The sequence below is a fragment of the Paraburkholderia tuberum STM678 genome (assembly GCF_902833905.1).
GTDB lineage: Bacteria > Pseudomonadota > Gammaproteobacteria > Burkholderiales > Burkholderiaceae > Paraburkholderia > Paraburkholderia tuberum.
The window spans coordinates 65,728-77,753 of sequence record NZ_CADFGP010000015.1 but is presented as its reverse complement, the minus strand read 5'-3'; the positions used below and the strand labels follow the sequence as shown (position 1 = coordinate 77,753).

13 protein-coding genes and 1 pseudogene are annotated in these 12,026 nt (G+C 59.2%); 8 read left to right on the top strand and 6 right to left on the bottom strand.

Features of this window, described 5'->3' with window-relative positions:
• The first annotated feature begins 243 nt into the window (after positions 1-243).
• Both HWY30_RS15415 and rng read left to right on the top strand, forming a co-directional pair.
• A complete protein-coding gene (locus HWY30_RS15415) occupies positions 244-873 on the top strand; it encodes a Maf family protein (RefSeq protein ID WP_090803714.1) in 630 nt (209 codons plus the stop codon).
• Between the two features lie 9 nt (positions 874-882).
• Complete coding sequence (gene rng, locus HWY30_RS15410; RefSeq protein ID WP_090803712.1) at positions 883-2,352, top strand: ribonuclease G; 1,470 nt, start codon at positions 883-885, stop codon at positions 2,350-2,352.
• 722 nt (positions 2,353-3,074) lie between these two features.
• On the opposite strand, the gene HWY30_RS15405 is transcribed toward rng, so the two are convergent.
• The 3 genes from HWY30_RS15405 to HWY30_RS15395 are packed head-to-tail and all read right to left on the bottom strand — an operon-like array spanning position 3,075 to position 5,097.
• A complete protein-coding gene (locus HWY30_RS15405; protein WP_090803709.1) occupies positions 3,075-3,641 on the bottom strand; it encodes a PH domain-containing protein in 567 nt (188 codons plus the stop codon).
• An 18-nt stretch (positions 3,642-3,659) separates the two neighbouring features.
• Positions 3,660-4,091: a DUF4279 domain-containing protein gene (locus tag HWY30_RS15400; protein WP_090803707.1), complete on the bottom strand. Its 432-nt coding sequence runs from the start codon at positions 4,089-4,091 to the stop codon at positions 3,660-3,662.
• Positions 4,081-5,097 carry a hypothetical protein gene (locus HWY30_RS15395; RefSeq protein ID WP_090803705.1) on the bottom strand — a complete coding sequence of 339 codons (1,017 nt, stop codon included), beginning with the start codon at positions 5,095-5,097 and terminating at the stop codon, positions 4,081-4,083. The genes HWY30_RS15400 and HWY30_RS15395 overlap by 11 nt, the downstream gene beginning before the upstream one ends.
• A gap of 266 nt (positions 5,098-5,363) precedes the next feature.
• On the opposite strand from HWY30_RS15395, the gene HWY30_RS41655 reads away from it, so the two are divergent.
• Positions 5,364-7,535, top strand: coding sequence for a nuclease-related domain-containing protein (locus HWY30_RS41655; protein ID WP_090803704.1), 2,172 nt, complete (start codon positions 5,364-5,366; stop codon positions 7,533-7,535).
• Positions 7,536-8,849: 1,314 nt separating this feature from the next.
• Here HWY30_RS41655 and HWY30_RS15385 read toward each other — a convergent pair.
• Positions 8,850-9,167, bottom strand: a complete 318-nt coding sequence (locus tag HWY30_RS15385; RefSeq protein ID WP_143037144.1) for a hypothetical protein — start codon at positions 9,165-9,167, stop codon at positions 8,850-8,852.
• Positions 9,168-9,214: 47 nt separating this feature from the next.
• Between HWY30_RS15385 and HWY30_RS15380 the strand changes: the two genes are divergently transcribed.
• A complete protein-coding gene (locus HWY30_RS15380; RefSeq protein WP_167368630.1) occupies positions 9,215-9,355 on the top strand; it encodes a hypothetical protein in 141 nt (46 codons plus the stop codon).
• A 103-nt stretch (positions 9,356-9,458) separates the two neighbouring features.
• Positions 9,459-9,794, top strand: coding sequence for a YggL 50S ribosome-binding family protein (locus tag HWY30_RS15375; protein WP_090803699.1), 336 nt, complete (start codon positions 9,459-9,461; stop codon positions 9,792-9,794).
• Between the two features lie 97 nt (positions 9,795-9,891).
• Here the strand turns inward: HWY30_RS15375 and HWY30_RS15370 are convergent, their stop codons facing one another.
• The gene (locus HWY30_RS15370; protein WP_143037143.1) at positions 9,892-10,215 is read right to left on the bottom strand and encodes a hypothetical protein; all 324 of its coding nucleotides are present in this window, start codon (positions 10,213-10,215) and stop codon (positions 9,892-9,894) included.
• 118 nt (positions 10,216-10,333) lie between these two features.
• Between HWY30_RS15370 and HWY30_RS15365 the strand changes: the two genes are divergently transcribed.
• Entirely contained in the window at positions 10,334-10,549 is a 216-nt protein-coding gene (locus HWY30_RS15365; RefSeq protein WP_090803696.1) for a hypothetical protein, read from the top strand.
• On the opposite strand, the gene HWY30_RS15360 is transcribed toward HWY30_RS15365, so the two are convergent.
• A complete protein-coding gene (locus tag HWY30_RS15360; RefSeq protein ID WP_090803694.1) occupies positions 10,550-11,272 on the bottom strand; it encodes a hypothetical protein in 723 nt (240 codons plus the stop codon). It lies immediately after the preceding gene.
• A gap of 230 nt (positions 11,273-11,502) precedes the next feature.
• Here HWY30_RS15360 and HWY30_RS42990 point away from each other — a divergent pair, with 230 nt between their 5' ends.
• Together HWY30_RS42990 and HWY30_RS42985 are read left to right on the top strand one after the other, a co-directional pair.
• A complete protein-coding gene (locus HWY30_RS42990; protein ID WP_425199382.1) occupies positions 11,503-11,820 on the top strand; it encodes a transposase in 318 nt (105 codons plus the stop codon).
• A gap of 41 nt (positions 11,821-11,861) precedes the next feature.
• A pseudogene (locus tag HWY30_RS42985) lies at positions 11,862-12,026 on the top strand (IS3 family transposase); the annotation flags it as partial.

Below are 12,026 nucleotides of genomic sequence, written 5' to 3'. Positions count from 1 at the left end.
TCGCGCGGCGACGCCTGGCAACGATTCGTTGCTGCTGACGCGTCGCGGGTGCTCTGCTCCATACGCTTGAGCGCATTGTCGCCGCTTCATGCGATGATGCGCCCGACGCGCCGTGCATCGATGCCGCTAGTGGATGCAGCGCATCGATCGGATCACCGGGTCAACCTCGCCCGCTCACTCTTCCACGCCCACCCGCGTTCACCACCCCGCGCCATCCGTTTCCCGCTTCATCGAGACCCGTTCATGCCCACACCCTCCGCTTCGCTGCATCCGTTCGTCTACCTCGCCTCGCAAAGTCCGCGCCGCCAGGAGCTGCTGCAACAGCTCGGCGTGCGTTTCGAATTGCTGCTGCCGCGCCCCGATGAAGACGCCGAAGCGCTCGAAGCCGAACGGCCCGGCGAACACGCGCGCGACTACGTGCAGCGCGTGTGCATCGCGAAGGCGCAGGCGGCCCGCGCGCGGCTCCTCGACGGCGGTCACGAGGTGCAGCCGATACTCGTCGCCGACACCACCGTCACGATCGACGACGCGATTCTCGGCAAGCCCATCGATGCCGGCGATGCGGTCGCCATGCTCACACGTCTCGCGGGCCGCTCGCACGAAGTGCTGACCGCGCTCGCCGTGATCGATGCCAACGGCGCGCTGCTGCCCGCGGCGTTGTCGGTCTCGAAGGTGCGTTTTGCTGCAGTGCACGCAGACGCGTTGCGTCGCTACGCGGCGAGCGGTGAGCCGCTCGGCAAGGCGGGGGCGTATGGCGTGCAGGGACGCGCGGCGGAGTTTATCGAGCATATAGACGGGTCCTATTCGGGTATTATGGGTTTGCCGCTTTTTGAAACCGCTGCCCTCCTGCGTGCAGCGCGCATCGACTTCTAGAACAACACCATGAATGAAGAAATCCTGATCAATGTCACGCCGCAGGAAACGCGCGTCGCGCTCGTTCAACAGGGCGCCGTCCAGGAACTTCATGTCGAACGAACGCTGTCGCGCGGCCGCGTCGGCAATGTCTATCTCGGCAAGGTCGTGCGCGTGCTGCCCGGCATGCAATCGGCGTTCATCGACATCGGCCTCGAACGCGCCGCGTTTCTTCATGTCGCCGACATCTGGCATCCGCGCATCGCCGGCGAAGCGCAACATCAAACACCGCATCAGCCGATCGAAAAGATCGTCTTCGAAGGTCAGACGCTGATGGTGCAGGTCGTCAAGGACCCGATCGGCACCAAGGGCGCGCGGCTGTCCACGCAAGTGAGCATCGCCGGGCGCACGCTCGTGTATCTGCCGCAGGAGCCGCACATCGGCATCTCGCAGAAAATCGAAAGCGAAGCCGAGCGCGAGGCCGTGCGTGCGCGTCTGACCGCCGTGCTGCCCGCCGACGAGAAAGGCGGCTACATCGTGCGCACGATCGCCGAGGATGCGACGAGCGAAGAGCTCGCAGCCGACGTCGCGTATCTGCGCAAGACGTGGGCGACGATTCTGTCGCAGGCCCAGCGCATGCCGCCCACCAGCCTGCTCTACCAGGATCTGAATCTCGCGCAGCGCGTGCTGCGCGATTTCGTCAACGATGACACATCGCGCATCCAGGTCGATTCGCGCGAGACGCATCAGATGCTCGCCGATTTCGCGGCCGAGTTCACGCCGGCTGTATCGTCGAAGCTGCACCACTACACCGGCGAGCGGCCGCTGTTTGATCTGTACAACATCGAGGCCGAGATTCAGCGCGCGCTATCGCGTCGCGTGGATCTGAAGTCGGGCGGCTACCTCGTGATCGACCAGACCGAGGCGATGACGACGATCGATGTGAACACCGGCGGCTACGTCGGCGCGCGCAACTTCGACGACACAATCTTCAAGACCAACCTCGAAGCCGCGCATACCATCGCGCGGCAACTGCGGCTAAGGAATCTTGGCGGCGTGATCATCATCGATTTCATCGATATGGAAAACGTCGAGCATCGCGACCAGGTGCTAGGCGAATTGAAGAAGGCGTTGTCGCGCGATCGCACGCGGGTGACCGTCAATGGCTTCTCGCAACTCGGGCTCGTCGAGATGACGCGCAAGCGTACGCGTGAGTCGCTCGCGCATGTGCTGTGCGAGCCTTGCCCGATTTGCCAGGGCAAGGGGCAAGTGAAGACTGCGCGCACGGTGTGCTATGACGTGTTGCGGGAGATTTTGCGCGAGTCGCGGCAGTTCAATCCGCGCGAGTTTCGCGTGGTCGCTTCGCAGCAGGTGATCGATCTGTTTCTCGAGGAAGAGTCGCAGCATCTGGCAATGCTGATCGATTTCATCGGCAAGCCGGTGTCGTTGCAGGTGGAGTCGAATTTGAGTCAGGAGCAGTACGACATTGTTCTGATGTGATCGCCAGAAGCCTTGTCCAGTAAGGATTTGTGGCTAAAAAATTGCCGATTTTTCGCGCTAGCTACCCATCTAGCTACCAATTTTTGGTGCACTGGCGATGAACGAGGATCAACGGACCGTTCCCGTGACAGTCAAAATTCGAACTCAGAAAAGAAAAGGCCCACGCGGATCGCTCCGGCGAGCCCTTCCTGTATAGATGACGCGCTATCGACACTCGCCCAGCGATGCCCAGCCCTCGGCCAGAATCGCACCGATAGCGATCAATGAGAAAAGCGTGGCCGCGAGGACATACACACTCCATGTGGCCACGGGCCGCCGGCTGGGTCTGCGCTCGTTGGTGGTCATGCCGCGTGAGGCTTCGGCCGCGCAGCGACGCATCGTTGATCGATGTTGGCGCGCACGACCGGGTTACCTAGCAACTGGTGAGCATCAAGCACGCCATAACGGGCCCGAAGCGCTTTTTCGATCTCTTGCCACCCAGCATACTTGCCGCTGTCGGCAAGGCTGTACGCTGCTCGCCGTACGGCCTCGCGTCGCCCCGCCCCCAGCACATCCCGGCTCGTCATGGTTTGCCTCTGACGTAAGGGTGTCGCTTACATCATAGGTCGCACGACTAGACATGTTTGCGCATTGTCAACTGTGCTTCCTTCACTGCGGCGGTATGCAGAATGACGGTGAGCAGCGTGAAGCCGGTAGCCGGGTTCGTCGCCATTCGGACAAGCTCACTGGGCAAGCACCCGAGTCTTCTGTTCAACAAACTCCGCCTCGGTCAGAGCACCGCGCTCCCTTAGGACGGCCAGCCGTTCTAGCTTCGAAACAATATCGTCTGTCTGTACTGCCGCGGTCTCTGACGGCGTAGCGACAGGGGCAGGTCTTCGGTATACGTTCAATGCATCGCGTACTTTGTTGGTGAAGCCCGCCACTGTCTGCTTCCGGACATTCCTAATCACGCGCTCACTGGCCGCGTCCTCGATGCGGATGGTTCCGAAAACCAGTCCTGTGCTACCAGACACTGCGTTTATCTTGTCCAGGTTGATAGAGACTTGCTTCAGTCCGAACAGAAGGCCCTTATCAAGGAAAATCACGCGATGGTCAGTCAAGGCAATCAACCATGTGCTGTTGTCCATCACCCCTGATGCAAAAGCTAAAACCTGCTCGCCGTCCATGAGAATTTCGGGGAGGTGATTCAACTCTTTTTTCGTGAAGAACTGGTCATCGCCAATTTCGCGGGCGATGCGGTTGTACTCAGCTTTCAGCTCCTGCTTGCTGGCATTCTTAAAATCAAACATCGTGGGGCCTTCTCCTGTTTATCGGTACTCGTCAATCTCGATGGTGCCGCCCATCGCTTCCATCATCGCCCGAATGTCGTCGGGCACGTCGGGCACGCGGTCCCCGGTCTCGTTCATCCAGTAGCACCAGATCGACATAGCTACCCCGTCCCGGCAAACGAGATCGCGAAGACCGTGACGAGGCAAGGCGAGCGTCTTTATCAGGTACCGGAGATGCGGTTCCAACTGATTGCTTTGCACAGCGCGCTCGCTTTCAACTGCCCAGGAGCCACGTTTCGCCGGATGGTCGCTGAGCTTGCCAGATGGATAAAGGTACGGCTCTCCCTTCGTTCTGCTCCGACTCGGCGTCACGCCGAAATAGTCGGTCCAAAAGTCCGGCGATACGGCGTCCCCATTAATGTAGAACGTCGCATGAGCAAGCGGCCAGGTACTTGAGGAATCAGGGTGCATAGTTGTGGATGTTGTCATCGAGCAGTTGTCCGTTGAATTCGACGCTTCCGTCGTCGTGGAAGATCACGTTATCCGATGGGCGCAATCCATTCTCTGGCTTGAGGAGGTGCAGCATTTTGCTGAAAGTGTTCTGGTCGTAACCAAGCATCTTCGCGGCAAACTTCGGACTATTCGTTGAGGCCGCCAGATCTTCCACGTCACCGCTTACCGCATCCGGCGTGTCGTCGAACGGCTGCGCATTGCCGAGCGGTGTAGATGTGTCGCTGGTCGTTTCCGCGCCTGCGACCTCAGCCTCGTCGTCTGTGCTGTCGCTGTCACCAAGCGCGGCTCCGGCCACCGACTCGACCACGCCGAGCAGGTCGAAGCCACCGCCGCTACTGCTGCTGGACATTGCGGCGCGCGCGGCCATCCGTCTGACCTCGATGGTGGCGGGATCGTACGGGCCTGACAGGACCGGCTCGCCGTTGAATGAGGTGATGCCGGGCGGGAACAGATTGGGTGAGCGGCTCCAGTAGGTTCCACCTCCACCCCCTGATGACGGCCAGCGCAGCGGTGCAGGGGTGGGGCTGTACACACGCCCCAGCGCGGAACGCCGGTCACGGTGGACCACTGGGACGAGCCGCCCATCTTTCACCGCCTGCCTGAGAACGCGCTCGATACTCGCGTTGTCGGTCGGCAGGTTCCAGTGCGCGAGACCCAGCGCATCCCTGACATAGGTCTGGATTTCGCGTAGAGCCTGACCGCCCGTGATCGTTCGCAGATCCAGGCGTGGCCGGAAATACCTGTCGAAATCCCGCCGGTCCTGTTCAAGCTGCCTGCGCGCGTCTTCTTCTTCGTCCCGCCTGTCGTCCCTCATGAACGACGACCCGCCTCGCGAGCGGCTGCTATCTCGATCCCAAAACAGGCTGCTGCGCCGTTCTCGCTCCATGCTGTGATACTGGCTGGCGGCATGCAGCGTGCACTGCCAGCTGCACTCCAGCGGAATTTCTAGCGAGTTCCAGGGCATACGATGGTCTCTATCCGTGTGACGGCGTAAACCTAGCAGATGATTGCCGCGCTAGGTTTTTGGGATATGGCCGTCATGCCATGGGTGGGTCGTCAGCGCAGCGATGCGCGTTATCTGGTTCGCCATATCAAGGAATCGCGCTGCCCAGCCGGGAACCGGCGTACTGCCCTTTATCCTGACTGTCGACGTAAATCGCGCATAGACCTCGCAGGGAATGACACCGTAAAGTAGTTGCTTGCCGTCGAAGTTCTTGGAGAATCGAGCGGATGAAGAAAACTTCTCGCAGCGAAGCGGAGGTATTTGTTGATCTGGCTGCTCTCACGCGCGCGCCAGGCTACGTTCACGCAATCGCACAAATCTGCTATCGCGATAACCTGGTGACCTATGCGAACGAGATGAAAGCCTCGGATCTGGAAAGACTTTTCAGCCGGCAGCGTCTCATTCGCACCGAAATCACCACGATCCTTGGGCTGCTCGTGCGGGTGCCAATCGAGTTTTCGCAACCTGCTGCGAGCGTCTTGCAGGGATACGTCGATCGTACCGACCGCCTCATGGAGGAACTGCACGAGGCCGTGGGATTTCCGATTTGGGAAGCAATGATCGATGTCGGCAAGGCCGGACAGCGAGACGTCGACATCTGGCGTGGTGAAGCTCTGCGAGAACCCATTTTTTACGGTGGCGAGTCGGCCTACAGTTTCCAGTATCGGGAACTGGTCTCGGAGAAATACAGCGCCGACAATCCTTGGCTAGTCGAAATCAAGGGGTTCTCCGTCATTCAAGCGCAGACGATCGCCCGTACGATGTGTGCGCTACTTGATGAAAAGGTGACCCAGGCCTTCAACGCGATGAAGAAATCAGGGGTCTCGCCGTTGAGCTGGCTCTCAGCCTTCGAGCAGTCGCCGGACGAGATCGCGCTCCGATCCGGCCTGCCTATTGAGCAAGTACGAGCGTTTCTCGACGCGTTTACATTACGCGGCAACAACACCCAGTTCCAGTCGCTGGGGGATTTCAACGCGCTGAACGCGACGCCGCTACTGGCTGCGGGCGGCGACAGGGTGCTTCTGTTTCAGCACTACAGCATCTACGAGTCCCTGTATGAGTCTCCGTTCTATTGGATGATGGCCGACAAGGCCTATCAGGCAACCGCCGCGCAACACCGAGGCGCATTTACGGAGGCGTTCGCCGCTCGGCGCCTGGCGAGCGTGTTCGGAATAGAACGCGTACACAGCAATGTGCATCTGGCCCAAAGCAAAGGGACGACCATCGGCGAAATCGACGTGCTCGTGGCTTTCGGCGATCGGCTGATCATTGTTCAAGCAAAATCGAAGAGGCTGACCTTGGAGGCACGCCGCGGCAACGACGGCCAATTGCTTAAGGACTTCGCTGCCGCTATCCAAGACTCATACGATCAGGCGCGGCTGTGTGCGCAGGCGATCCTCGCCGGCGACTGCAGATTGCTGGACGCCAAGGGAGCGGAGCTTTTGCCGCCGCTCTCGCCGACGGAAATCCTCATCTTCAATGTGGTTGCGGATCACTATCCCGCACTGGCTTTCCAGACCAGGCAGTTCCTGAAGTACCAGACTTCCGACAAGGTCCGCGCGCCCTTTGTGATGGACGTGTTCCTGCTCGACACGCTGACCGAGATGCTCAATACGCCGCTTCGGCTACTGAGCTACGCAAAACTGCGAGTCGAGAATATTGAACGGCTGAGCATGAGTCACGAGCACACGGCGCTCGGCTTTCACCTCAAGAGGAACCTCTGGATCGAGTCAGAAGTCGACGTGATCCAGTTGGAGGACGATATCGCCGTCGACCTCGACCTGGCGATGACTGTGCGGCGCGATAACGTGTCGGGCGCGCGCACGCCAGAAGGCATCCTCACCCGTCTTGCGGATACGCTGTTCGAGCATCTTCTCTTTCAAATCGAGAAGCAGCCCGACCCGGCCACGATGGAACTGGGCTTTCTGCTGCTGACATTAGGCGAGGACACCTGCCAAACCATCCATCACGGGCTAGAGTTCATTACGCGCCGGACTCGAACAGACGGAAGGACCCATGACTTCACGATCGCGGGTGATTACGGTGGAATTACCTTCCATTGCAACCCTGTGCCGTCCAAAGACGCAATGACAAAGCTCGGGGCCTATTGTGAATGTCGCAAGTACGCGCAGAGGGCACAGAGATGGTTTGGAGTCTCCTTGGATGCCAAGGCCAACCTACAGTTTGGGGTTGTCTTGGAATCGAACTGGCAGCAGTCCGACGAAATGGATCTGACCACTGCTGACATGCGGCAACCAATGCCCGCCGCCAAATTTGCCGAACAAGTACGCGGATCCCCGCGCGTCAAGATCGGACGCAATGATCCGTGTCCATGCGGCAGCGGCACAAAATTCAAAAAGTGTTGTCTTGGGAAGCCGGCTACTGCATGGGCTCCGTAGTCCAAGAATGTAGAGAAAAGGTGCGAAAATGCAATGCTAACAAACACCTTTCAATTGGCTCGGGGCCCTACCCAGAAGCGGCTTGCGGGCGGCAGGAAGGCGCAAATCAGGCTTTATGGTGGGGCTTTCTCTCGACCGGTCCTCTGCCGAACGGCGCGCAAAGTGCAGGCGTAAAAAAAGCGCAGTCAAACTTCCGGGGTAATTCTGGCACCAGAATCGATCGTTTTCGAGTTCATGAAATCGCTGCAAGCCTTACCCACAAAGCCTTTCGAAGGGTCATGAGAAAAACTCATGAAGGCGATTGTGACTGTGACTGGCCTCTTTTGGAACCGAAAATTACTTAAAGACCGAGCGTCGCAGCATTCCCCGCGGTTGGTCGATGCTCCAGGAGTACCTTTTTGTTTTTCGGGCCTGCCGTGGGCGTACAGGCCGCGTGGCGGGCTGCAAGAGGCACGGTGAGGGCTTGTGCCTCTCGCGCCCTCGTCGTCTGTACGCGGGTTCGGTTGGTCAAACATCTACAGTACCGACCGCTTACCCGCGCGCAGCGCGGGCCTTGGTGTACCGGGCAATGACTCGCCCTCCAAGCCCACACCATTTCTCATCAAGTGGCTGCGTGGCCGCGTCCGTCAACAGGTCACTCTTCCTGCTTGCCATGTTGTCTCCAAAGCGCAGCGGCATGCGTCCGGAAGGACTGTGCGCCGGCTTGCTGGTCAGCAGCCGGCGCGGTTGATTCGGGGGCCGTCTCACTTGCTTGTATTGGGTCGCCGCTGGCCTCGTCACCGTCGAGCGTTCCATCTGGGCTGCTGTCGGTAGCACTCGCGCCGTATTGCGTCCAGAGTGCGGCCGCCCGTTCTCCGAAGGCTTGCGCACTCGCGCCGGCCTGACCGACGACACCAGCGGAAATGCCAGCGCCGCCGCGTTGGCCATTGCCTTTGGGAAACGTCGCCAGGAGACTCCCCGCCGTTTCCTGCGCCATGCCGGGGTAAGGGCGAGCATCACAGCCGATTTGTGCCGGCCTTGCGCCGCTGGGTGATTGAGAATGGCGCCAATGCGTTCGCGCTCGAGCCGCGCGCCTGCGTCGTGGCCCGCATCCCAGTTTACCAACTGCTCGGGGACACCGACGCCTAATACCGCAAAAAGCGATCTGTTGTAGAAGTGCGTTACAGGCACGCTTCCTCCGTGATGTGCGGGCATCCTTTACGCGTCATGATAACTGCAGGCCACCGACACATGGTACGCCAGACCACTGTATATAAATACAGCATTACTCCGACGATGACACGCGCGGTAGCGGCGCCTTCGGGCGTCTCGCCGTCAAAGAGCCTTCTTCCACTTCGGCTCAGTTCTTCTGCGCTCCTGTGGCTTCCCATTCACCTGCTCCCACGTGATCATCGGATGGTCATCGATCTTGCGCGGCGGCTTGAACCCAAGCTCGCGCTCGATCCATCGAATCTGCGCAGCCCCTTGCTTCAAACCTCCAGTCAGTAAAATCAGTTCATCGTTCGTCCGAATCGTCATAGCGAAGGGATGTCGATAAAGGCTTATCGGGCCATGGAATGGCGAGTTCACTGTCTTGAAATTCTGGGTGCCGCGCTGGCGGGTAAACGCTAGTCGCCGAGGGGTCTTTTTCATCCTACATTAGCTGCGCAGTGCAAAACTAATCACAGCATGAGGTATCTATGGCCACGGGAAAGAAAGACGCGTCACTCGCGAGCAAACAGCTGTCCAACAAGAAGAGCACGCCAGCCCAAAAGTCGGTTGCCGGATCCGATCTGGCACAAGCGAAGAAGCCGGCAACAGCAAAGCCGAAGAAGAAATAATCCGCAAGCCTTGAGATGGCCGACCCGCCCAGTGGCGGGTTTTTTGTTTTGGCGCCTCCCTTAGAGCGCAGTCTTCCATTTCGGCGATGCACATGGAAACCTTATGAGCAAGAACCACAACCGTCGTCAGCGCAAGAAACTGCACATCGGAGAATTCCAAGAGATGGGCTTCTCCGCCACTGCACGCTTTATCCCGGATACCCCGGCCGCTCAGCGCGAGGCGATCCTCGATGCGTTCATCGCGTTCATTGAAGAAAATGGAATGCTGGCGGCCGTCTCGACGAGCACTGATTTCGACGCCTTTATCATTTCGGACGCGCCACGTGGATCGACGACCGAAGACCAACGATCCGCGGTGCATTCCTGGCTGTCTACGCAAAACTGCGTGACCGATTCGGTGGTGGGCGAGATGGTCGACGCGTGGCATGCATCGCCATAACAACGGCGCCAAGGCGGCCGACCAAAAGGTTACGCGGAGTCCCCGTTGGGGGTGACCTCTTCGGGGTGGTGGCTCGGGTTGGACTCATTCACCCCAGCTACTTTTCCTTCCGCTTAAACTCCTCAAGCTTTTCAAGAAATTTTCGCAGGTCGGATGGCTTACTCTCGGGGCTCGAAATGCAGATCCGCGCATGCACGGACGCGTTCGACTTTACGTCAGGCAGTGGGGTAGGCCTTACCAAGCAAGCATCGAGGTACGCATAGAGCGAGTCACGGTCATACACATGTGTCTTGTGACCCAGCTTGTAGCGCTTTATGATCTCGCCGCCCCGGTTAATGCGGCTGATTGCGTACCGCGGCACACTGAGGATCTCAGCCGCCTCGGTCGCGCTAACCCGCTTTCCATTTGCGATGTCTGTCACGATCAGACTCCGGTTGTTCGATGGGCCCAGATTACCCTCCACGTTTGACAACGCGGTTGCCGACCTCGCGTTTCGCCCATGATAGGATCGGCTCACAACCGACCCGGAGGAGGCCGTCATGGCATTCCAAGAGACGAAAGGCAACAAAACCGTCGAAGCCTGCGTGCAGGCAGCTCCCGGCGGCATGTTCAAGGGCTATGTCCGAATAACCGTAAAGCGCGGAACTCAAATCCTCCGTCACGTTGTCGGTCGAGATGCGGGCCGTCCGGTCAAAACCGAGGCTGAAGCCATGGGACTGGCAGAGGAGGCGGCCAAGCGGGAACTGGCTCGGTAGCTATCGTCTAGCGAACACCGTGGCCCAGACAGAAAATAAGTTGCATTGCCACGGCCGAATCACGGGGCACATGCTTCTAAATACCTTGCTCTTTCTGATGCTTCTTGGCCTGAAGCACCCAGGCTGCGGCACGAAGTCGATTGGTACGGCCTCGACGTGATCGAACATTGACGGTTGAGATTCTGCAACGCTCTCCGCGCGACGCAGCCTCGTCTCGAGCGTGCTGGCCGGGATCGCCAAGTATCTCGCGATCGTCTGCCGATCATGGTCGAAGTGATTCAACGTCCGGAGATAGGCGACCGCCTCGGTAAATCGCTCGGCAAGACAACGCTCTTGTGCCGCGAGCTCCTCGGCACGTTCTATTGCGATCTCGGGCTCATAGACATCCGGCGCGGCCAGACTAGCGCCGACGGAATTTGGCAGAAAATCGCCGTCGTCACCCGACTGCTCGTGATCGAGCTGCACGGCGAACCGCATCTTCCGGTTCGCGAACTTGCCAAATGCTTTTCGCAGTTTTGACAGCACGGCAGTCTGTAGGCGCTCGTCCTCCGGCTCGATGGCCTCTCCAATCTCGCTGCGAACATCCTGCGCAGCGATCCAAGCTTCAGTCTTCAAATCGTCGACTGACTGCTCCCCTCGGGTGTCATATGCAAGGCGCCTAAGTTGATCGAGCATCGGTGAAATCAGGCGTGCGAAGAAATTCTCGTGTTGGTCCTTTTCCATCCGAAGATGCTAAAACAAATCGCTATATCGAAAAACAGCCCTAAACGGGCTAGCAACCGGATAGCATCACCTTAAAGTTGACTTATGCAAACTAGATGGTAGTCAAACGCCGAAACGGATCACCGGCCAGTGCAGCCGCGTAGCCCTCGGCGCGAGCGTTGTAGTTTTCGGTGTACTGAAGTTGACCCGCAAAAACGGACATCTATCCTTTGGAGAAGGAGGTGCCGATTATGGCCAAGCATCGTACCCCGTACCCGGCGGAATTTCGGGCGCAAATGGTCGGGCTGGTGAAGGCCGGACGCAGGCCGGAGGAACTGGAAAAGGAGTTCGAGCCGACTGCACAGACCATCTACAACTGGGTGGCGCAGGCTGATCGCGACACAGGTGTGCGGCATGACGGTCTGACCACAGCCGAACGCCAGGAGCTCACACGGTTGCGTCGCGAAGTCCGGCAACTGAAGATGGAGCGCGACATACTCTCTCACGCGGCAGCCTGGTTCGCGAGGGAGACGGGATCCATTCCACCGAAGGGCGGTACGGATTCATGAAAGCGAACCGGGCCCGCTGGCCCATTGCGATGATGGCGCGGCTGCTCGGCGTCTCGACGAGCGGCTATTACACGTGGCTGGTGCGGGAGCCCGCGATGCGCACGCGTAGCGATGCGCAACTGCTCGCGCATATCCGCACGCTCCATGCAAGCTCGCGCGGCACGTATGGGGCACCGCGTATTCATGCGCAACTCGCGCGCGAAGGC